The organism is Spirochaeta isovalerica (assembly GCF_014207565.1).
GTDB lineage: Bacteria > Spirochaetota > Spirochaetia > DSM-2461 > DSM-2461 > Spirochaeta_F > Spirochaeta_F isovalerica.
In genome coordinates this window covers 85,754-106,937 of sequence record NZ_JACHGJ010000001.1, presented here as the reverse complement: position 1 = coordinate 106,937, position 21,184 = coordinate 85,754, and the positions used below count along the sequence as shown (strand labels likewise).

The window sequence follows — 21,184 nt, the reverse complement described above, 5'->3', positions numbered from 1 at the left end:
ATGACTATCCGGAATAAGCTCTTTTCTATAGGTTTTCTCATCATTTTCGGTTTTATAGCCGCTTCATATTTGATTTACACTCAGTTTCAGGAAGCGATGGACCTGAAAAGGATTGAATTGGAAGGAGTGAAAATACAGACGCTTCAGAATGAGCTTTCTCTCAAAAGCGCCCGTTTTATTTCGGACCGCAACCTGATAGACAATACCTATGAAGACTGGCTCGACTCATACAGCGAGTTCTACAAGGAACTGAAGAGTTTTACGGAAAACCCCGGCATAAACAGGCTAGGTGGAAAAATAAAGTACATTCTGGATCAGATTTCCAGGGGCTGGGATACCATTTTTAATAATTACTACAAACCGATCAATATCCAGCTGAATGTTCTGATGAATGACCGTAATCTGAAAGAAATTGATACGGAAATGACAAGTATCATCGACTTGTTTGAAATGCTGAAAAGCGGAGCCATCGATAATGAAAAACTTAAAGAAGAATTCGGTGTTCTGGAAAACAACATGATGATGATTGATCAGTCCATGACTGAAATCAATGCGCTTTTCGATGAGGTTCTGCTCGAAATCAATGCGGGGATCGATCGTTTTATTGCAGAGAACAGAGTCGGAACCATTCAATTGCTCGGTTTGATTCTCGGTTTGATTGTTGTTATCAGTACTCTCTTTTCAAGACAGACAACGCTTAATATTAAAAAAATGGAGAAATATATTGCACGTCTTGCCGAAGGAGATTTCTCCGCAAGGCTTGAAATAAAATCCCGCGATGAATTCGGAAGTCTCTCACAGGATTTTACGGTTTTTACCGATACGCTGTGGGAAAAAATGGATTCCCTTCGGGATGTTATGAGGGATATCGGCAACTCCATCTCTGTAGACCTTAATCAGCAGGGATTCATCGACAACATGGTAGAACTGGCGATTGACAGTTCAAAAGCTGAAGCCGGAATCATGTTTACAGTCGAGGAGGAGTCGAGAAAACTCGTCGTATCAAACATATCGGGCTACTTTCCACCCCCTTTTCAGGTTTCCCGAAAGGTCAGTAACCGGAAAGACAGCCTTATAGCCTATTTCAAGTCCATTACTTTCAATGTCGGACAGGGCCTGATCGGTGAAGTCGCTTCATCGGGAACTCCGGTCTTTATCAAAGATTCCTTTGAAGACGACAGGCTTCCCTTTAACAGCTTTCCGGAAGACGAGCTCTATATAAGTTCCATGGTACTGATCCCGCTTATCGTCGGGAATAGACTTCTGGGAATTCTCGGCGTTTGCAAAACAAAGGAAGGAGACCATTTTTCGGACCTGGATTTTTCCTTCCTCCGATCATATGGAGAGTATTCAGCCATGGCGCTTGATAACCTCAACAAGTACCGGGAGCTTCTTTCCCGGCACGAGCTGGTCAAGGAATTGAACGTAGCCTCGGATATTCAGAAAAATCTGCTTCCCGATAAGCTTCCGGTCGTAAAAAGCGCTTCTCTTCACGCTTACTCCGAAGCGGCCAAGGGTATCAGCGGAGACTACTATGACGCATTTAAATTAAATGATAACAAGCTGTTGATTACAGTGTGCGACGTTGCGGGAAAAGGCGTACCCGCCTCGCTAGTAATGACAATGATCAGAACGATTCTCCGTCTTATCACTTCGACGACCCACAATGCTCGTTCAGTCGTAACCATGCTTAACAATCTGCTGACAGCCAGGCTGGGGATTGATCATTTTGCCACTATCGGTTTGTTTATTTACGATACGGAAAAAAAGGTTGTTTCCTATACGAATGGAGCTCACCACCCTTTATATGTCTACAAAGCTGAAAAAGATAAATTCGTCAAATTCGATACGGACGGTCTGCCGCTCGGACTGGAGGCCGATACGGTCTTCGGCCACAAAAGATTTCAGGTATCGGAAGGGGATTATCTCGTTCTTTTCACCGATGGTCTTAATGAAGCCAGAAACAGTGTCGGAGAAGAATTCACGACAAACAGGTTATTATCCATAATCAGACACAACGCATCACTCGATCCCGTCAGTCTGACCGAGGAAATCAGAAAGAATCTGAAAGTGTTCACAGAGGGGATGGATCAGCACGATGATCAGACTCTGTTGCTTATGAAAGTCAATTAAAGCGTTTGTACTGGAAAGCCCGGTAGATTCTGGCTGTACCCGCTGATAATGCGGCTATGCCTATGAGCCGAAGGATTATGTTGGCGGCAAAAAGCGGCGCTGCCAGTAAAAGGATTCCTAGTAGAAAGAGTATAATAGAGCTGAATGTTCCGGTTTTACCTTTGCGGAATTGATAATCGATTATTCCGGAAACAAGGAAAACGATACCCAGAAGAATAAGAAGAGCCGAAGCCCCCAGTTCGCCGAATCCTTTCGGGTGTGAAATGATGACAGCCGCCAGGATAACTTCAATTGTACCTTTGAGAACCGACCCCCACCACAGTTCATTAACTGTATTCATTCTGAATCCCACCACCAGCTGGGTAATCCCGTCCAGTGCGATAAACAGAGAAAAGATTACAGCTGTGAATGCGAGGCCCGATGTGGGTTTAATCAATAAAACCGTGCCTACGAGACTTATAAAAATTCCCCGTATAAGCAGAATTTTCCACGATTTTCCCAATATCTGTTCATATGGATCCTGGTCTTCAACTGTTCCTTCCATAATCTTCCTCCTCTTCGAGACTTCCCAATACCTGATTAAAATAAATCTGATATTTCTGTATATAGCCATTGGTGAAATGAATGGCGAAAAGGTCTCTATTACCTTTTTTAACCTCATTCATGCATATCTTCAATTCATAATCATTCAAAAAAGAAGCAAACCTCTGCCAGAGCTTGAGCCTGTTTTCTTCATTCAAATCCAGATATCGGGATTCAAGCTCCTCTTTTACAAACTCCATTGGAGATCTCCTCTTTCCATGTTAATATTACCTACATAATAAAATATAGAAAAATACAATTAGAGGAAACCAGTATGTTCGGAAAAATGAAAGACGATCTTCAGAAATCATTTATAGAATTAAAGGAACAGGGTCTTTATAAAAATGAAAGAATCCTTACCTCAGCGCAGGGAGGAGAAATTTCAGTATCCTCGGGTGCAAAGGTACTCAATTTCTGTTCAAATAATTATCTGGGGCTCGCAGGAAACAAACAGGTCGTGAAAGCAGCGCAGGATGTCATGAACGATCGGGGATACGGCCTCTCTTCCGTACGCTTTATCTGCGGAACACAGGACATTCATAAAAACCTGGAAAAGCAGGTTTCAGAATTTCTAGGGACAGAGGACACGATTCTCTATTGCGCCGCCTTTGATGCCAACGGCGGAGTCTTTGAACCGCTGCTTACAGAGAAAGATGCCATTATTTCCGATGAACTCAATCATGCCTCCATAATAGATGGAGTCAGGCTCTGCAAAGCACAGCGATTCCGGTATAAACATTCCAATATGGAAGACCTTGAAAAAGCACTCAAGGAAGCTTCCGCCGCCCGTTACCGTATTATCGTTACCGATGGCGTTTTCTCCATGGATGGAGATATAGCCAAACTGGACGAGATTTGCGATTTAGCCGAGAAATACGATTCTCTTGTCATGGTCGATGATTCCCATGCGACTGGTTATATCGGAGAAAACGGACGGGGAACCGCGGAACACTGCGGCGTAACCGGACGTGTTGATATTATCACAACAACCTTCGGCAAAGCCATGGGAGGCGGAAACGGCGGTTGTACTTCCGGACGGAAAGAGATCATTGAAATGCTCCGGCAGAAATCGAGACCTTATCTCTTTTCCAATACCCTCGCTCCGGCTATTGTCGGTGCAACATCGAAAGTTATTGAGATACTGAGCGAATCAAACGCATTGGCAGAAAAAACACGATCCAATGCAGCCTATTTCAAGCAAAAAATGATAGACGCCGGTTTTGATATAGTACCGGGGGATACGGCGATCATTCCCGTTATGCTCTATGATGAACCTCTTGCTCTGAAAATGGCTGATAAGCTTCTGGACGAAGGAATTTACGTTATCGGGTTTGCTTTTCCAGTCGTGCCCAGAGGAAAAGCCCGAATCAGAACTCAGATTTCGGCAGCTCACAGCATAGAAGATCTGGACAAAGCAGTAGCAGCCTTTATCAAAATAGGAAAAGAGCTTAAAGTCATTTAAAGCATTAAGGGCTTCATGATTTCGTTCATTTCCGGAAAATAGAAATCACTTTTTTCTTGCAGTAAAAGGCGAAAGATAATAAACTCCAAACATATGTTAGTTAATCAAACAATTGTTTGGAGTTTTTATTTATGACTAAGCGGGAAAAGGAAATACTGGAACTGATCCGAGCCAACCCCATGATCAGTCAGCTGGAATGTGCCGAAAAACTCGGCATAAGCCGTTCGGCCGCGGCCGGTCATATAATGAATCTCATCTCCAAGGGATATATTGCAGGAAAAGGTTATATTCTCAATGAAGAGCCTTATGCCGTCGTAATCGGAGGATCCAATATAGATATTCTCGGAACGCCTCTGGCGTCTCTGATCGAACGCGATTCCAATCCCGGAACCGTAACTCTATCCCCCGGCGGTGTGGGCCGTAATATTGCAGAAAATCTCGCCAGGATGGGATCCCGCGTTAAGCTCCTGACTGTTCTGGGAGATGATTTATACGGAGAAAAACTTCTTGATTCGTGCAGAAATGCCGGTATAGATACGAATCATATAAAAACGAGTTCCCGTTTCGGTACATCCGTGTATCTTTCAATCCTCGATGGCGAAGGAGATATGATTTCAGCCGTATCGGATATGCAGCTTATAGATGAACTCAACAGAGATTATCTTGAGAGCAAAAAGAGCATCATCAACGGGGCGTCTCTCCTGATTCTGGATGCGAATCTATCCGAGCCGGTTCTGAAATATCTGGCAGAAAACTATGGAAGTGTCAAAGATATTTTCGTCGATACGGTCTCAACAGCCAAAGCCGGAAAGGTCACCGATCTTCTCAGATACATCCATACCATAAAACCCAATATACTGGAAGCTGAGGTTCTCAGCGCTCTGTCACTGAAATCCGGCTCATCTCCTGAAGAGATAGCAGATAAGCTTCTCCTTTCCGGGCTGAAAAGAGTTTATCTTTCCCTGGGAATTGACGGCATTCTCTATAAGGATTCCGCAACATCCAGAATTTTTAAGAGAGAGTACATCGAACCGGTTAATACTACCGGAGCGGGAGATGCATTCACTGCAGCATTGGCTCATGCCTATTTAAATGATTTTTCCATCGACAAAACCCTGGCCTTCGCATCTGCAGCTTCACAACTGACAATTCTGAGCCGGGATACCATAAACAAAGATATAACAGCTGAAAAAATAGAAATGATGATTAAGGAAGGATTCAATGAATAAATATCTGGATGTGAATGATGAAGTGAAAGAAGCCCTTCGGTCTGGAAAACCTGTGGTGGCACTGGAGTCGACTATCATATCCCACGGCATGCCATATCCGCAGAATGTGGAAACGGCGAAAAGAGTTGAAGATACTGTCAGGAAGGAAGGCGCCGTTCCCGCGACCATTGCCATTCTCGGCGGACGGTTGAAAGCCGGTTTGACAGTGGATCAGCTCGATTATCTCGGCAAAGCGGGTACCGCCGTGACAAAAGTCAGCCGCAGGGATATTCCATTTATAGTTTCAACAGGAAAAGACGGTGCTACGACAGTCGCTTCGACAATGATTGTCGCTTCGATGGCCGGTATAGGATTTTTTGCTACCGGAGGCATCGGCGGCGTTCACAGAGGTGCTGAAAAAACTTTTGATATTTCAGCAGATCTGGAAGAACTCGCGCAGACTGACGTTGCCGTTTTTTGTGCCGGCGCCAAATCGATTCTCGATATAGGACTGACTCTGGAATATCTGGAAACTCACGGCGTTCCCGTCATCGGGTACGGAACCGATGAAATGCCGGCTTTTTATACTCCCGGAAGCGGATTTTCCGTAGATTATCGTCTGGACACACCGGACCTGATTGCTTCGGCCCTTAAATCAAAATGGGATCTGGGTCTGAAAGGGGGAGCTGTTATCGCCAATCCCATTCCCGATAAATTCGCTATGGATGAAGCTGTCATCAGCAGGGCTATTGAGCAGGCGCTTCAGGAGCTCTCACAGAAAGGTATCAAGGGCAAGGAATCCACCCCGTTTCTACTGGCCAGAGTTTCCGAACTGACAGGCGGGGACAGTCTGGCATCCAATATCGAACTAGTACTTAATAATGCGGTACTGGCAGCAAAAACGGCAGTAGCTTACTACAAATAAGCATTTATCTGTTCCTGAAAAAGGGGTTCTTTCGAACCCCTTCATTTTGTCTACACCCGAAAGATTTGATATCCGGGCATCTTTATTTTTTCTGAATTTTGGCCCAGGAATCCTTTAACGCCACGACCCTGTTGAAAACAGGTTTTTCACTGGTGTGATACCTGGAATCAGCGCTGAAATACCCTTTTCTCAGGAACTGATAAGGATTACCAGGAACAGCATCTGCAAGGGAAGGTTCCACTTTACAGTTTTCCAGAATTACCAGAGAAGCGGGATTCAGGTAATCTTTATACACCTTCCCTTCCTCCATATCTGACATATCCTCCAGAGTGAAAAGAGGTTCGTAAAGACGCACTTCCGCATCTACGGCATGTTCAGCCGATACCCAGTGAAGCGTTCCCTTCACCTTTCTACCGTCAGGAGCATTTCCACCTTTGGTTTCGGGGTCATAAGTACAATGCAATTCTGTGATATTTCCCTCTTTGTCTTTGATAACATCATTACATGTTATGAAGTATGCATGTTTCAGCCGGACTTCCTTCCCCGGAGCTAGTCTGAAGAATTTTTTAGGAGGTTCTTCCATAAAGTCATCTCGTTCGATATAGATTTCCCTGGAGAAAGGAATCTGACGGTTTCCCGCATCTTCCGCCTGAGGATTGTTCTCCGCATCGACAAGCTCCGATTTTCCTTCGTCGTAATTGGTAATGACCACCTTCAGAGGATCGAGGACCGCCATGACGCGGTCAGCGGTTTCATTCAATTCCTCCCGGATTATGAAATCAAAGAAGTTCATATCGATTAAACTGTTAACTTTAGAAACACCGATTTCTCTGGCAAATCTTTTTAAGGCGGAAGGTGTGACGCCTTTTCTCCTCAATCCCGAAATCGTCGGCATTCTCGGATCATCCCAACCGTCGACAAGACCGGAAGTAACCAATTCCAGAAGATATCGTTTGCTCATTACTGTGTTTGTCAGGTTCAAGCGTGCGAACTCTATCTGCTGAGGATGACAGGGTGCCGTTACATTATCGAGGAACCAGTCATAGAGCGGTCTGTGATTTTCAAACTCGAGCGTACAGATCGAATGGGTAATCCCTTCGATGGCATCCTCATAACCGTGTGCGAAATCGTACATGGGATAGATATGCCATTTGTCTCCGGTTCTGTGATGAGTTGCATTCTTGATCCTGTAAATAGCGGGATCGCGCATATTCATATTGACATGAGACATATCGATTTTAGCGCGGAGGATATGCTCGCCGTCTTTGTATTTTCCGTTTTTCATGTTCTCGAGCATTTCGAGATTCTCTTCAACAGATCTGTCTCTGTAAGGAGAGTTCTTTCCAGGAGTTGTAGGCGTTCCTCTGTATTCACGGATTTCTTCAGCGCTGAGGCTGTCTACATAAGCCTTGCCGGCTTTAACCAGTTGGAGAGCGTATTCATAGAATTGTTCAAAGTAATCGGAAGCGTAAAAGATTCTGTCTGTAAGATCGAAACCAAGCCATTCAATATCCCTGATTATGGATTTGACATATTCAGTTTCCTCTTTTTCAGGATTGGTATCGTCAAAGCGGAGATTATATTTACCCCCTTCGTAGTCTTCGGCGATTCCGAAATTGAGGCAGATGGATTTGGCGTGGCCGATATGAAGATAACCGTTCGGTTCCGGTGGAAACCTGGTATGTACACTTGTTCCGTTCTTACCGGTTTCCAGATCGTGGTTTATGATCTGCCTGATAAAATCGGGGCCTTTTTTCCCTTTTTCGTTTTCATCTGCGATTACTATGTTTTCCTTTCCCATACTAACTCCAATCGTTGTTCTATGAATGGAGTCATACTAGCATAAAAGATATACCTGTGGAAGCGGTCTCCTATTGAAGAAGAATGGAAATCAGATCGAGAATCCGGCCTTTTCCATTATCGAAAAGAAGCATTCTGCCGGAGGATGATATGCGCATGATAGTCACTTCGCTTCCTCCCGATTTCAGTGCATCTCCCATTCTTTCGAACCCTTCAAGCGAATAGGAAAGGTCATCGTCTCCGTAAATGATAAAAAAGCGATTCGGATCTATCTTATCAATATCCTCCATGCTTTTTCCTGCTGCCCGGTCTATTGCAGATAGCGACCTGTTATTAATATAACGGGGATAGAATACCCCTTCCCGTTGGGAAAAAGATTCGCTGAGTTCATCATTGAGAATATCATAAGGGCCGATTCTGTTTTTTCCAAAACTGTCAGGCAGCCAGGGCAGCAGATAATAAAGAAAAGGCAAAGAAGCGATCTTCTGAAAAAAGCCGGTCCCGCGGTTTGTTCTGTCGCCGTGTACAGGAGATAGGAGCATATACTTATCGACGGCGGCGCCTGAAGCGGCCAGTGCCAGCGCCTGCAGGGAACCGTCACCAGTTGACATGACAGTTATATCGTGTTTTTTGCCGACCATGCCGCTGTAAAGATTAAAAGAGTAGAGGATCTGATTACTCCGGGATTGAGGATTGACAGACTGATTGTCCAGAGACGGAGAATTAACAGCTCCATTAAATGGGGGAACGATAATATTGACTCCCTGAGCCGTATGCAATTCGCGCAGCCATGAGCCGTACAGCTCCTCCACGGCCGATTCCTGAGAAGAGGGGATAAAAAAAAGCGTTTGTGATGCCGATTCATTGATCCACGAGATTCCCCGGCCAGTTCCGGCAAAGTCAATCTGGCTTTCCCCTGCGACGGCCCGGTTTGAGAGTATGGTAAAAACAGCCCTGTATCCGTAGGTGTAAATCACTGAGATACTGATTAAAGTGAGTAAAATCAGAACAAATCTCTTGAGTATCTTCTTCATCTTTATAATTTAAACTGAAAACTGTTATTCTGCAAAAAGAATCACCCCTCGACAACGTCAGAGGGGTGACCAACAGTGTAAAATTGTAATAAATGAAGAGAATATATTTTACGGATGAAACTATCCGAGAAATATCATAAATGCATAGTGGGCGAAAACGCCCGCCGCGATCCCTCCGATGGTATGGGACAGAATCGCTTTTGTCGTCAGATGTCTGAATCCCAGAGAATCCATCATCGCTATATGAGTCGACAGATAACCGGACCATGTCATCCCGATGGCTGTAAAGACAGCAATATCGTTTCCGGTTATCAGTCCTTCACTGATGAAATTCGGTATCAGTGCGAGCGCAGCCCCGACAGCTCCCAGAGCCGTTATGGGAAAGGCTATGGCATTGGGAGAGGAAAATCCGAATAAAACTTTCAGAGGCCAGGATAGAAACTCCCCGACTTTGGGAAGAATCGGAATCCCCTGATAAGCGCTGCCGTCATATCCGGCCGTTCCGGCACCGAAAGTCATCATAAGAACCAGCGTACAGATGATAAGGACACCCGGAACGATTTGCGCTCCGATCTCCAGACCACCTTTGCCGCCTTCCAGCAGCGCGTCCAGAACTCTCTGAAAGAGATTACCTTCACGGATTGTCCTGTATCTATAGGCTTCCGGATCTTCAGCCAGTGCAGTTTTTCCCTTCTCTACGCCGAACTCCTTTCTTGTGAAGCGGAGCATGATTCTTGTGGAAACAATGGAACCGAACACGGCGCCAAGATTCCCTATCATAGCCTCTTTGAAAAAACCGAGAGACATCATAAAAGCCGTTACGACCAACCCCATTCCGAAGGAAGTCCCGAAGTTAGCCAGAGCCGGTTTCTGATAATCCTCGAAATAGTCAATAAAACTCTTATCTTTCGAAAGAGCAATTATAGCCGGATTGTCAGAAACATAAGTGCTTATGGCTCCAAGAGCCGAACAACCGGGAAGACGCCATAAAAGCTTGACTCCCGGAGCCAGGATTCTGTTCAGCAGAGCCAGAATTCCAAATTCCGACATAAAACTCCCGAGAGCCCCTGCCAGGACAGTAATGGCCAGAATAAACAGAACCGTATTGATCAAAAGATCATGGGCTGTAGCCATTATTGTTGAAAAGAAATTGGCCAACCCCATAACGTTACCGTACAGAACCACAGTTCCGACCATAAACAGCAGCAGGATAATCGTTCCCGCACTGAATGCCTTCACTTTTTTCAATCTTTTTTTAACTCTCCTGAAACCGTTACAATTTCTAATAACTTATGATAACTTACTTTATGGGATTGGCAAGCTTTTTCGTAATCTTTTTCATAATATTTACCAAGCTAAACAACTGAAAAAGTAAATGTTGTGAATTATTTTATGTTTTTCGTTTTATTTTGCCAGTATTATTCACATATTGCATTTGCCTTCGGGAGAGAGAAATGAAAAAAATTGTAGTTAAATTCGGTGGTTCAAACCTCAAAAGCAAAGAAGACATAACTAAAATCATAAAAACCATAGAAGGATACAATAGGCCTCTCGTCATTGTCGTATCGGCATTCTACGGTATTACCAATTATCTGACGGAAGGCCTTGAGACAGCCCGAAGGGATGAGAGCCATGTAGGAGAAATAATAACCTTTCTCAAAAAGCTGAAGAAGGAAACCCTGGAAGAGAATATTTCCGATCCCGGACTCCAGGAAGAAGCCTACAATCTGGTAAAGGAACGTCTGGAAGAACTGGAAAAATATCTCCTTGGAATTCATTACATTGGAGAAATCCCCGACTTTGTTGAAGACAGGGTGCTCAGTTACGGCGAAAAGCTCAGTTCCCTTTTATTATCTCTGATTCTCAAAAGCCACGGAATAGAAGCTGTCGAAGCCCAGCCTGAAGAAATCGGCCTTGTAACCGACGGAGCCTTCAGAAACGCCTCAATTGATTTCGAACGCTCCAGAAATAGCGTAAGTCAGGCTTTGAACAATGACACTATTTATATCGTACCGGGTTTTTACGGAGTGTCTCCAGATAGGAAAATCACCCTGCTCGGCCGCGGTGGGAGCGATTATTCAGCAGCAGCAATCGCCAGCTGTATCGACGCCGAATATCTCGATGTCTGGAAAGATGTCAACGGCTATATGTCCGCTGACCCCGGCCTTATTCCCGGAGCGGTCCGTGTGAAAAATCTTTCTTACAACGAAGCTGCGGAACTCTCGTATTTCGGAGCGAAGATTCTTCATCCGAGGACTGTGGAGCCGCTCCTGGACCAGGGTATTCCCGTAAGAGTTTTTAATATCAACAGAGCAGGTATCATTGACCCGCTTTCGATCATAGGTCCCGATGAGACAATAGGTTCAACTTTAAAAAGCGTTACCTACAGCGATGCTTTCGCCGTTCTGAAACTGGAAGGTGCCGGCGTCGGCATCAAAGAGGGAATTCTTGCGAGAGTGACAACCCTGTTCGACAGAAATTTTATCAACATCAAATCTGTGGTAACCTCTCAAACGGCTATCAACATTTATTTGGAATCGCCGGATCTCGACAGAGCTGTCTCATTACTGAAAGAGAATAGAGTTCATACAATTACGGCTGTGGTTCCCTATGACAATCTTTCCATAATCGCTCTGGTAGGCGACGGCCTCATACATTCACAGGGACTGGCTTATCGCATGATCGGAGCCGTCGCCGAGCAGGGCATCGACTTAAAAATCGTTTCAATCGGAGCATCGGATTCCGCGGCTTACTGCGTTGTAGACAGAAACGACCGGGAAGAGGCTGTCCGGGTTATTCATCGAACATTTTTCGAAGGTTTATAGGAGGATTTTCAGCAAACTTTCATAATCGGCGACTTCATATGTGGGCGTGGACGGTCCGACGAGCTCTTTTCCACCGGGATTGAACCAGCAGGAGTCAATTCCGTAAAGATCCCCTCCCCTGATATCAGAAGTCAGGCTGTCGCCGATAATCAGCATTTCTTCGAGAAGAGGGTTTCCGGCGGTTTTTCTGGCTTCGTCAAAAATACCCTTATCGGGCTTGGCGGATCCGACTTTTTCCGAAACAATCAGCCCTTTAAAAAATCTTCTGTATATTTCCGAATCGCCGACCCTCGATCGCTGGACATCCCAGAGACCGTTTGTAATCACATAAAGATTATAGTGCGAAGAAAGTTTTTCGCAAAAATCATCCGCTCCCGGGAGAAGAAACCGGCATCGAGACAACTCTTCCATATAAATACGACTCAGTTCAACACCGTTGTCTTCATATAATTCCAGAGCTTTCATCGTATTGACAAAGCGCTGGACTTTGACTTTTTCAGCTGTAGCTTTCCCCCTTTCGAATGCTTTCCATAAAAGATGATTTTCACGGTTGTAAACTTCACGGAATTCATTATAGGGACATTTCAAATCCATACGTTTATAGAATCGGTCAAGTGATGTTTCCTCCGCCTTGTCAAAATCGAATAATGTATCATCGGCGTCTATAAGCAGGGTTGTATATTTCAAAAAAACTCCATCTGTTCAGCAGGTCCATCGATTCTGTCGCGGATTTCCGGTACATTTCTGTTCTCTTTTGATGAAGAGACTTTATGCGAAACCGGATAGGCGGAGAGATCTTTCCACTGAGGTATAATATTTTCTTTAAGATCGGAGAAGGAGAGATTTCTGTCAAGCCACAGGTCTTTCCCTTCCTTTGACAGGATGAAAGGCATTCGTTCCTTTGTATTGTGGATCTGAGCACAGATACCAAGAGCGGCCGTTGTGACCACCGAAAAGGTCTCAAAGGACTTATTGCTTTCTTCATTTACCCAGCGGGACCATAATCCGGCGAGAAGGAAAGGTTTTCCATCTTCCCGGTGAATGAAATAGGGATATTTCTTTCCCCGGACTTCTTTCCATTCAAACCATCCGTCAATCGGTACAGCGCAGCGGCTGTTATCCGAAGCCTGGCGGAAACTCGATTTCTCATGAAGCGTTTCCAATCGCGCATTGAGGGTCTTAAAGCGGATATCCGTAGCAGCTTCGTAGTTTTTTATCCATGAAGGTATTAATCCCCAGGTCAAAGGAGCAAATCGATCGGGAGATGCATCCTTGAGGACCGGCCATTCGGGAAGAGAAAATGCCGATTCAAAATATACAGGCTCGATAAGCGAATCGTCTATATAAGCATTAAACTCAACAGCCATGATTTCGGCTGTCTGAACCAGTGAAGCATTAAAACACATATCGCCCTCCCTTATTAATTCTAATTCAAGTCACAAGGGAGGGAAACAAAGAAAAATGCTATTTCCTTCTGTAGTTCATGAAAGTGCCCGTTTCTGGATCCATATATTTTCCAGGGCACATGGCTTTTATATTCGTGTCAATATTCATATGGCCATAGGCTTTGTTGAAATGGTCTGAAAATTCCTCTGCCAGGTTTTCCGCCCTGTAATTGAATTCGGTCTTGTCAATCCAGGTATTGTAGGGTTTCAGGATGGCCGGATCCACACCGGGGCACTCTATCGGAATATTAACATGGAAGAGTTCATCATACTCATAATCGACATTATCCAGTTCTCCGCTGATGGCCGCATGAACGATTCTCCGGGTAACGGCAATGCCGATTCTCCTGCCTATACCAAAGGGGCCTCCGCTCCATCCTGTGTTTATCAGGAAAACATTGGTTTTATGCTTTTCGATTTTCTCACCCAGCAGATTGCTGTACATCATTGGCATCCTCGGCATGAAGGGTTCTCCGAAAAATCGGGAAAATGTCGTGACAGGCTTCACTATGCCCGTTTCGGTTCCGGCCAGTTTACTGGTATAGCCCATTAGAAACCAGAGTTTAGCCTGTTCCGTATTTAATTTGGCTACAGGCGGGATAACGCCGTTGGCATCGGCGACAAGAAAGAGAATTGTTCCGGGATGCCCCTCCGACAGACCGGACATTTTCACATTACTCAGGTACCGCTGCGGATAGGAGGCTCTTGAATTGGGAGTCAGCCTTTCATCAGTCAGATCGATAACTCCGTCGGGATACATCATGGCGTTTTCGATAATAGCACCATGCTCCATATAGTCCTCTTTATGGAAAATGGCGTGGTAGATTTCCGGTTCTTTATCCTCTTTCAGATTATTAAGTTTCGCGTAACAGCCGTTTTCAAAATTTGCGATTCCCTTTTCACTCCAGCCATGTTCGTCATCGCCGATTAGAGCTCTGGCAGGATCGGAGGAAAGAGTTGTTTTTCCTGTTCCGGAAAGACCGAGAATCAGCGCGCTTCTTCCTTCGAGATCTTCATTCGCACTACTGTGGAGCGGCAGAATTCCTTCCAGGGGAAGATAATAATTCATGGCAGTAAACATCAGCTTTTTAACGCTGCCCATATAGGCTGAACCAACGACGACTCCCACCCTCCGGTCAAAATCTGTCGCAATAACCATATCGGATGTTCTGCCGCAGGGGAGTCTGCGCAGTCTTCCGTTATATTTTTCCGAATCGAGAAAATCGTAGGGGACGACTATCAGAGTAAACGGCTTATCGGCGAAAACGCTTTTTTCCATATCTTCCGGAACGGGACGGAACATATTGTCGCTGAAAACGGCAGTAAGTGCCTTATTTGTGATAGTCCGCACCGGAAGAGCGTAGGAAGTATCCGCTCCGATAACCCGGTCGGTTATGTAAAGGGATCTTTTCCCCTTTAAAATGGCAACTGCATCTTCAATGATCATATCAAAGGTTTCCGGTTCAACGGAATTATTGTAATCAGAAGTCCAGTCAATGGAATCTCTCGTTTCAGGCCTTTTTACAATCAGCGTATCTTTGGGACTTCTCCCGGTCGAACGGGCCGGAGTCCAGGTGGCCAATGCACCGCAACTGGTCACAAGCGCTTTGCCGTATTCCACAGCGTTATGAATAAGAAGCTCTCTGGACATGTTGTTCTGAACTTTGGGATGGGTTTCGATCAGTTCTTCAATAAGTTTTTTAATAATCATTTAACAGCTCCATTTTTTGCTTTTTTCCATTTTAACCGCTGTTTTTTGATTTGTGTTATTTTTTCACGACTATCGTAGTAATAATGTTTTTTGCATAAAGCTTTAATATTTCTTCCTGTTTGCACTCGTTTCCCACCTATATAAAAAAAACGCTCCCGAAGGAGCGCTCAAAGGGATTTCCACCAGAGGGAAACGATCAAAAAAACGTCAGGCGTTCAGTCTTTTAAGGGATTTCAGTACTTTATAAGGATAAATGCTGGATGTATGGCCATCGCTCCACTGAATGGAAACGGCATAATTACCCAGAGGAACGGATTCGAGAGCGTGAATATCCTCCGGAATATCTTCTGTCTTAAGAGTCTTCTCTCCGGAATATTCATCCACGCAGAGGGCACACTGGCAACTGTCTCTTAAGAGGTGATTGCCGATTTCAATGGGGGCTTCTCCTTCCCAGGTAATTGATACTCTGTCGGGAAAGAGCTTAACTTCCGGAGCTTTCTCTACAGAAGATGACATTTTTCCGACCTGGCGGATAAGAGAATCACCGAGACCTTTGTTGATATCGTTTGTTTCATAGTTGTCAAAAGGTTTGGCCCGCCCGGAATCAATGGGTATATGGGCTATGGTTTCAACACCGAAACGTTCCGACAGATCGCTTCTCTTCTCCCCGAATATATAATGTTCTTTATCGCAGTTGTCACAGACGAAATAAGCCATGTTTTCCACGACTCCCAGTATGGGTATCTGAACCTTTTCGAACATGAGGATACCCCGGGCCACATCGACCAGAGAGAGAGAAGAACGGGTGGTAACCATAACCGCTCCGTCGAGTTTGATCGTCTGGGAGATTGTCAGCTGGATATCACCGGTTCCCGGAGGCATATCGATGAAAAGATAGTCAAGCTCTCCCCATTCGACGGTTGTCAGAAGCTGCTGAATGTAACCGGAAACCATAGGGCCTCTCATTATGGCGGGAGAGTCGCCCAGCAGGAAACCGAAGGACATGAATTTCATGCCTTTGTAATCCATAGGGATGAGCATGTTGTTTCTCTGCATAATCTGCGATTCGTGAATGTTAAAAAGCGTAGGAAGAGAAGGTCCGAAAAGGTCAGTATCCAGCAGACCGACTTTGAATCCCCTGGAGGCGAACTCGCTGGCCAGAGTCGCCGCTACAGTCGATTTGCCGACTCCCCCTTTTGCTGAAGCGACGGCGATGACATGTTTCACCTGTTTAAGACTATCGCTGTCGTTGGCATTGCGGTTCTGTCTCGCCGTCATGACGACATGAACTTTTTCCACGTCATTCAGTTCTCCGACCAGTCTTTCCGCTTCTGTTTTGAACATATTTTTAAGCGGGCAGCCGGGAGTCGTCAGTTCAATGGAAAAACTGACCTTCCCGCCATCAATAACGAGCTCTTTAATAAATCCGAGGCTGACTATATCTTTATGAAGGTCCGGGTCTTCTATCTGACTCAGGGCTTTCAGCACATCTTCTTTTGTTGCCATATATATCTCCTAAAATTAATAACCTATATCTACGTGTATATGCATATTTTGACGATTATCAAACATTTAGAAAATACTGAAGAAAGAAGAAAACAGCAATTAATTCTTCTTAATCGAGAACGAAATAGAGAATTTCCTCTTCTCCCGGACTCCCGGTTGTCATAAAAGTATGCACTCCTTCTTCCGTTTTTCCGATAAATGATGATACACCTTCCCAGAACAGTTCAAGAAAGCTTCCGGTCAGGCAGACCGTAGCTCCGTACGGGACTTCTGTATCCGAAAGCCTGGCCGGTAGAGCCCGGGAGAAGAGCGCGACCTGTTCCTCTCCATAAGTTTCTCCGTTGGCCTTGATATCTATCCATAAATCCGCCCCGTTGTATAATGTTTCCCATCGATCGAGAAAGGTGTCGCGACAGATTGTAAAAACGATTTTTCTATCTTCCAATATCAATCCTTCGGGCTTTTCAGGCGAACCGGAAGAAAGTCCGAGAATATCAGTTTCGAAATCTGTGAGAAAAAATTTATCCTGACTGTAGATTCTGTTCCCATCGGGACCGAATACCACAAGCCGGTTGGTCAGTTTTTCCCCATCATATGCAAAATAGCTTCCGCCCACAATTGTTACATCGTACTTATCGGCCAGAGTCCCCCATCGGTCCATAAGGGTCTCCATTCTCTGCGATTCGCGAACAAAGAGATCCCTGATTGTATCTATGTCACTATAGTCTTCTCCTATTGCTGTGAAAATCTCTTCAACAGAAGTTCGCCCACCGGCATAGGAAAGATAAGGTGTAACGGCCGGAAATACAGATGTATATTCGGGAAAAACTATAAGATCAGGATGGAAGGTATTGACTGCCTGAACAATTCTCTTTTCCATTTCTTCGATAAAGACATCATGAGAAACATACGTTTTTTCACTTATCCGGAGTTGCACAGCAGCGACTTTCACAGATTTTGTATACAAAAAAGAGGTAAAAACAAACAATAACAGGAAGAGGACTATTTTTTTCATACTCATAGTTTTGTATAATAATTGCAGCAGAAGTTGTGTCAAGGATTATTGTGAAATTAAGACGATGAGGAGCATTCATGAAAATTGTAGTAGCGGCAGATTCCTTTAAAGGCAGCCTTACATCAGCGGAGCTGGCTGATGCAGTTGAAACGGGAGTCCGCGCTGTTTATCCGCAGAGTGAAGTCATTAAAGTCCCCGTAGCGGATGGAGGAGAAGGAACCGTACAGGCCCTTGTTGACGGCACCGGCGGTTTGTACAGGACAGTAAATGTCAGAGATCCCCTCGGAAAAACCATTACGGCTTTATACGGCATAACAGGAGACGGAAAAACCGCGGTTTTAGAAATGGCTTCCGCATCAGGGCTTCCTCTTCTTACCGCCGATGAGCGGAACCCCATGAAAACGAGTACATACGGCACGGGAGAACTGATTAAGGATGCTCTGGAAAAAGGATGCCGCGAATTTCTCATAGGTATCGGAGGCAGCGCGACCAATGATTGTGGCATGGGAATGATGGAAGCTCTGGGCATGAAGTTTCTCGACTCTTCGGGCAAAGAGCTGTCCGGTTGCGGAGAGAACCTTATTCGCACAGAGTCCATAGATGACAGCGGTCTCATTCCCGGTTTGAAAGAGGCAGACTTTCTTATAGCCTGCGATGTCGACAATCCCCTTTTCGGACAAAATGGAGCGGCTCATGTATACAGCAGGCAGAAAGGGGCCGATGAGCAGATGGTACTGGAACTGGATAAAGGACTGGTTCATTTCAATGAGGTCGTTAAAGAAAAATACGGTTTCCCTATGAATGAGCTCTCAGGAGCCGGCGCTGCAGGAGGACTCGGAGGCGGCTTCGCCGCATTTCTGGGAGGGAGACTGAAGCCTGGAATCGATATCATTCTGACAATGACAGATCTGTCCTCGAAAATGGATGGGGCTGATTTTGTTATCACCGGAGAAGGGAGAATAGACTTTCAGTCAGTTATGGGGAAAACGCCGACTGGTGTTTCCCGATTGGCGGCGGAGAAGAAGATTCCCGTAATTGCTATCGCGGGCGCTGTAGCTGATAATGCGGGCATTGTACATGAACACGGTATCAATGCTCTATTTTCAATAATGAATCACCCTATTACTCTGGATGAAGCCATGGAGCCGGAAAAAGCCAGATTTTTTGTGGAAAAAAACATTGAAGAGATTTTCAGGCTCATCAAAACCTGTGAAAACAAGTTCTCATAGAAATTTTATACAAAAAAAAGGGGTTCCGCGGAGAAACGGAACCCCAATATATAAACACTCTCTCATTATAAAACCCAATAATTATCTAAATAAAGTTTTTAATCAGGAGAGAGCGTATTTCCATAGTTGCTGGCATCAAACATTCACCTCCCACTACATTAACTATAGTATAAAGAATGATCATTCTGCTAAAAAATCTCAATTTTTTTCACTTTTTTTCATCAGGTAAAAAGAATATACTGAACTGATGAAATACAAGCTCGAAACAATACCTGTCTGGGATGCTTTCAAAGAAGATACGGAATGCCCCATCTGCGATCTGGCCGAAAAGGCGGAAGAACGATATCTCAAATTTTACCTGGGCAGCTCGGTTATGAATCCGGAAACGAGAGTCGAAGTCAATAAAACCGGTTTTTGTCCGGACCATTTTACCGGACTCCTTGCCGAGAGAAGCAACCATGGGCTGGGACTGATGACTCATACCCATCTGGAAAAGAGAATGGAACTTCTCCGCCCCTATTTAAAATCGCTTAAGTCGGAAGCGGCTAAAGCTTCAGGGAAATTGGGTCCTCTGAAACCCAGAAAGCTTATGTCCTCAATATCGGACCTTGAAAAGCACCTATCAGGTCATGAAGAGTCCTGTATGATCTGCGATAGAATTGATTACACTCTCAAACGCTACACATTTACCATTGTCCATTTGTGGAAGACTGATGAGGAATTCCGGGATGTCTTTGGAAGATCAAGAGGCTTCTGCTTCCATCACCTTCCGGATCTGCTGAAAATGGCGGAAGAAATCCTGTCTCCCGGTAAACTGGCTGAATTTACTGAAGAGGTAGTCAATCTCATAGAGGAAAACAACCTGCGGCTTGAGAAAGAGATTCTCTGGTTCACTCAGAAATTCGATTCCCAGAATTTCGACAAACCCTGGGGAACATCGGAGGACGCTCACTACCGGACGATTCAGAAACTGACTGGGCGGAGCAACAGGAAAATAAAGAAATAAGGTTATTTCAAAGTGCGAATATCAGATCAGGTATCGCAAATATACATAGAAAGATGAAACAAGGAGCGTGCTGATCATGGAAATCATTCCGTACCTGGTAAAATCCATAAAGCTGATTTTGTATCCGCTCCGGCTGGAAATCCCCGCGCTGACGACATTGGCCGACGCTCCGATCAGCGTGCCGTTCCCGCCGAGACAGGCACCGATAGCGAGTGACCACCAGACAGGCTGAACAGCGATCTGACCGATATGTTCACCCAGGTTTTCAACCAGGGGAATCATGGTTGCCACATAGGGAATATTATCGAGAAATGCCGAGAGGAACCCACTGACCCAGATAATGGATTCGGCGGTCAGCAGGACATTTCCTTTTGTCAGCTGAAGGTATTTCACAGCGAGATAATTAATAACTCCCAGTTCGACCAGGCCGCCAACCATGATAAAGAGACCGATAAAGAAGAAAATGGTAGACCATTCCACCTCATGAAAAAACTCCTCGACCTCTTCGCCTCCGACCAGGAGCATCAGGAGCGCCGCTCCTCCCAGGGCGATTGTGGAAGGCTCGAGTCCCGTTACGCCATGGAGAAGAAACATAATGAGCACCAGGGCCATGACAGCCAGACTTTTGATAAGAAGAGCTTTGTCACTGATCGATGCATTTTCATCGAACTCCATGATTCTGGCCCGCCTTTCCATGCTGACATTGAGTTTATTACTGAACAGGAGGTAGATGGTCAGACTGTGAACGACAAGCAAGATAAGAACAAGAGGCCCCAGATTGATCAGGAAGTCGTGAAATCCCAGTCTCGCCGCGCTGCCGATCATGATATTGGGGGGATCCCCTATCAAAGTTGCCATCCCGCCGATATTGGAAGCCAGTGTCGAACTGATGATATAGGGAACGGGACTCAGTCCCATCTCGACGGAAATCAGAATAATGACGGGAGTTAATATGAGAACTGTCGTGACATTGTCCAGCAAAGCGGATAAGAGCGCCGTAATCAGGGAAAACAGAATGAGTATTTTAACGGGATCGCCATTGACGATTTTTGCAGATTTTATAGCGATGTACTGGAAAAGCCCCGATCCTTTGGTAATACCGACGATTACCATCATCCCGATTAGAAGGAAAATTACATTCCAATCTATTTCAGCATAGGCGGCATGTTCATTGATGATTCCCGTTGCGATAAACAAAACTGCACCGAGTATAGCCAGTATTGTTTTATTTACCACCTCCAGTGATATGAGTACAAAAAGGAGAACAAAAAATACGACACCTATGACCAGATGAAACATAGAA

At 45.0% G+C, this 21,184-nt stretch carries 18 protein-coding genes; 7 read left to right on the top strand and 11 right to left on the bottom strand.

Annotation, left to right across the window (positions count from 1 at the left end; translation table 11 throughout):
* A complete protein-coding gene (locus HNR50_RS00455) occupies positions 1 to 2,133 on the top strand; it encodes a SpoIIE family protein phosphatase (protein WP_184742313.1) in 2,133 nt (710 codons plus the stop codon).
* Here HNR50_RS00455 and HNR50_RS00450 read toward each other — a convergent pair.
* Complete coding sequence (locus HNR50_RS00450) at positions 2,126 to 2,677, bottom strand: HdeD family acid-resistance protein (RefSeq protein WP_184742311.1); 552 nt, start codon at positions 2,675 to 2,677, stop codon at positions 2,126 to 2,128. The two genes, HNR50_RS00455 and HNR50_RS00450, sit on opposite strands and share 8 nt — an antisense overlap.
* Entirely contained in the window at positions 2,661 to 2,915 is a 255-nt protein-coding gene (locus tag HNR50_RS00445) for a hypothetical protein (protein WP_184742309.1), read from the bottom strand. Before HNR50_RS00445 ends, HNR50_RS00450 begins: the two co-directional genes overlap by 17 nt.
* A 74-nt stretch (positions 2,916 to 2,989) precedes the next feature.
* Here HNR50_RS00445 and HNR50_RS00440 point away from each other — a divergent pair, with 74 nt between their 5' ends.
* From HNR50_RS00440 to HNR50_RS00430, 3 genes are all read left to right on the top strand, one after another.
* Positions 2,990 to 4,177: a glycine C-acetyltransferase gene (locus tag HNR50_RS00440; protein WP_184742307.1), complete on the top strand. Its 1,188-nt coding sequence runs from the start codon at positions 2,990 to 2,992 to the stop codon at positions 4,175 to 4,177.
* Between the two features lie 131 nt (positions 4,178 to 4,308).
* Positions 4,309 to 5,406 carry a carbohydrate kinase gene (locus HNR50_RS00435; RefSeq protein ID WP_184742304.1) on the top strand — a complete coding sequence of 366 codons (1,098 nt, stop codon included), beginning with the start codon at positions 4,309 to 4,311 and terminating at the stop codon, positions 5,404 to 5,406.
* On the top strand, positions 5,399 to 6,310 hold the full coding sequence (locus tag HNR50_RS00430) for a pseudouridine-5'-phosphate glycosidase (protein WP_184742302.1): 912 nt from the start codon (positions 5,399 to 5,401) through the stop codon (positions 6,308 to 6,310). The genes HNR50_RS00435 and HNR50_RS00430 overlap by 8 nt, the downstream gene beginning before the upstream one ends.
* 82 nt (positions 6,311 to 6,392) lie before the next feature.
* Here the strand turns inward: HNR50_RS00430 and HNR50_RS00425 are convergent, their stop codons facing one another.
* The 3 genes from HNR50_RS00425 to HNR50_RS00415 form a co-directional block, all read right to left on the bottom strand.
* Positions 6,393 to 8,111: a glutamine--tRNA ligase/YqeY domain fusion protein gene (locus HNR50_RS00425; protein ID WP_184742300.1), complete on the bottom strand. Its 1,719-nt coding sequence runs from the start codon at positions 8,109 to 8,111 to the stop codon at positions 6,393 to 6,395.
* Between the two features lie 70 nt (positions 8,112 to 8,181).
* On the bottom strand, positions 8,182 to 9,144 hold the full coding sequence (locus HNR50_RS00420; RefSeq protein WP_184742298.1) for a hypothetical protein: 963 nt from the start codon (positions 9,142 to 9,144) through the stop codon (positions 8,182 to 8,184).
* A 120-nt stretch (positions 9,145 to 9,264) separates the two neighbouring features.
* The gene (locus HNR50_RS00415) at positions 9,265 to 10,383 is read right to left on the bottom strand and encodes a CD0519/CD1768 family membrane protein (protein WP_425506736.1); all 1,119 of its coding nucleotides are present in this window, start codon (positions 10,381 to 10,383) and stop codon (positions 9,265 to 9,267) included.
* Positions 10,384 to 10,598: 215 nt separating this feature from the next.
* On the opposite strand from HNR50_RS00415, the gene HNR50_RS00410 reads away from it, so the two are divergent.
* Positions 10,599 to 11,969 (top strand): aspartate kinase, encoded by a 1,371-nt coding sequence (locus tag HNR50_RS00410; RefSeq protein ID WP_184742294.1) that lies wholly within the window; start codon positions 10,599 to 10,601, stop codon positions 11,967 to 11,969.
* Here HNR50_RS00410 and HNR50_RS00405 read toward each other — a convergent pair.
* The 5 genes from HNR50_RS00405 to HNR50_RS00385 form a co-directional block, all read right to left on the bottom strand.
* Positions 11,964 to 12,656, bottom strand: a complete 693-nt coding sequence (locus HNR50_RS00405) for a YjjG family noncanonical pyrimidine nucleotidase (protein ID WP_184742292.1) — start codon at positions 12,654 to 12,656, stop codon at positions 11,964 to 11,966. The genes HNR50_RS00410 and HNR50_RS00405 overlap by 6 nt on opposite strands.
* Positions 12,653 to 13,375: an SOS response-associated peptidase gene (locus HNR50_RS00400; protein WP_184742290.1), complete on the bottom strand. Its 723-nt coding sequence runs from the start codon at positions 13,373 to 13,375 to the stop codon at positions 12,653 to 12,655. The genes HNR50_RS00405 and HNR50_RS00400 overlap by 4 nt, the downstream gene beginning before the upstream one ends.
* 58 nt (positions 13,376 to 13,433) lie before the next feature.
* Positions 13,434 to 15,125 (bottom strand): phosphoenolpyruvate carboxykinase (ATP), encoded by a 1,692-nt coding sequence (locus HNR50_RS00395; RefSeq protein ID WP_184742288.1) that lies wholly within the window; start codon positions 15,123 to 15,125, stop codon positions 13,434 to 13,436.
* 207 nt (positions 15,126 to 15,332) lie between these two features.
* Positions 15,333 to 16,631, bottom strand: coding sequence for a P-loop NTPase (locus HNR50_RS00390; RefSeq protein WP_184742286.1), 1,299 nt, complete (start codon positions 16,629 to 16,631; stop codon positions 15,333 to 15,335).
* Between the two features lie 109 nt (positions 16,632 to 16,740).
* The gene (locus tag HNR50_RS00385; RefSeq protein ID WP_221439765.1) at positions 16,741 to 17,583 is read right to left on the bottom strand and encodes a nitrilase-related carbon-nitrogen hydrolase; all 843 of its coding nucleotides are present in this window, start codon (positions 17,581 to 17,583) and stop codon (positions 16,741 to 16,743) included.
* Between the two features lie 140 nt (positions 17,584 to 17,723).
* Between HNR50_RS00385 and HNR50_RS00380 the strand changes: the two genes are divergently transcribed.
* Both HNR50_RS00380 and HNR50_RS00375 read left to right on the top strand, forming a co-directional pair.
* The gene (locus tag HNR50_RS00380) at positions 17,724 to 18,875 is read left to right on the top strand and encodes a glycerate kinase (RefSeq protein WP_184742282.1); all 1,152 of its coding nucleotides are present in this window, start codon (positions 17,724 to 17,726) and stop codon (positions 18,873 to 18,875) included.
* 247 nt (positions 18,876 to 19,122) lie between these two features.
* Complete coding sequence (locus HNR50_RS00375) at positions 19,123 to 19,881, top strand: DUF6062 family protein (RefSeq protein WP_184742280.1); 759 nt, start codon at positions 19,123 to 19,125, stop codon at positions 19,879 to 19,881.
* A 21-nt stretch (positions 19,882 to 19,902) separates the two neighbouring features.
* Here the strand turns inward: HNR50_RS00375 and HNR50_RS00370 are convergent, their stop codons facing one another.
* Entirely contained in the window at positions 19,903 to 21,180 is a 1,278-nt protein-coding gene (locus HNR50_RS00370) for an ArsB/NhaD family transporter (protein WP_184742278.1), read from the bottom strand.
* Between the last annotated feature and the right edge of the window lie 4 nt (positions 21,181 to 21,184).

Bases quoted from the DNA above. Each gene is read 5' to 3' on its own strand.
- HNR50_RS00455 (WP_184742313.1), top strand. From the start codon at position 1: ATGACTATCCGGAATAAGCTCTTTTCTATAGGTTTTCTCATCATTTTC.
- HNR50_RS00450 (WP_184742311.1), bottom strand. From the start codon at position 2,677: ATGGAAGGAACAGTTGAAGACCAGGATCCATATGAACAGATATTGGGA.
- HNR50_RS00445 (WP_184742309.1), bottom strand. From the start codon at position 2,915: ATGGAGTTTGTAAAAGAGGAGCTTGAATCCCGATATCTGGATTTGAAT.
- HNR50_RS00440 (WP_184742307.1), top strand. From the start codon at position 2,990: ATGTTCGGAAAAATGAAAGACGATCTTCAGAAATCATTTATAGAATTA.
- HNR50_RS00435 (WP_184742304.1), top strand. From the start codon at position 4,309: ATGACTAAGCGGGAAAAGGAAATACTGGAACTGATCCGAGCCAACCCC.
- HNR50_RS00430 (WP_184742302.1), top strand. From the start codon at position 5,399: ATGAATAAATATCTGGATGTGAATGATGAAGTGAAAGAAGCCCTTCGG.
- HNR50_RS00425 (WP_184742300.1), bottom strand. From the start codon at position 8,111: ATGGGAAAGGAAAACATAGTAATCGCAGATGAAAACGAAAAAGGGAAA.
- HNR50_RS00420 (WP_184742298.1), bottom strand. From the start codon at position 9,144: ATGAAGAAGATACTCAAGAGATTTGTTCTGATTTTACTCACTTTAATC.
- HNR50_RS00410 (WP_184742294.1), top strand. From the start codon at position 10,599: ATGAAAAAAATTGTAGTTAAATTCGGTGGTTCAAACCTCAAAAGCAAA.
- HNR50_RS00400 (WP_184742290.1), bottom strand. From the start codon at position 13,375: ATGTGTTTTAATGCTTCACTGGTTCAGACAGCCGAAATCATGGCTGTT.
- HNR50_RS00395 (WP_184742288.1), bottom strand. From the start codon at position 15,125: ATGATTATTAAAAAACTTATTGAAGAACTGATCGAAACCCATCCCAAA.
- HNR50_RS00390 (WP_184742286.1), bottom strand. From the start codon at position 16,631: ATGGCAACAAAAGAAGATGTGCTGAAAGCCCTGAGTCAGATAGAAGAC.
- HNR50_RS00380 (WP_184742282.1), top strand. From the start codon at position 17,724: ATGAAAATTGTAGTAGCGGCAGATTCCTTTAAAGGCAGCCTTACATCA.
- HNR50_RS00375 (WP_184742280.1), top strand. From the start codon at position 19,123: ATGAAATACAAGCTCGAAACAATACCTGTCTGGGATGCTTTCAAAGAA.
- HNR50_RS00370 (WP_184742278.1), bottom strand. From the start codon at position 21,180: ATGTTTCATCTGGTCATAGGTGTCGTATTTTTTGTTCTCCTTTTTGTA.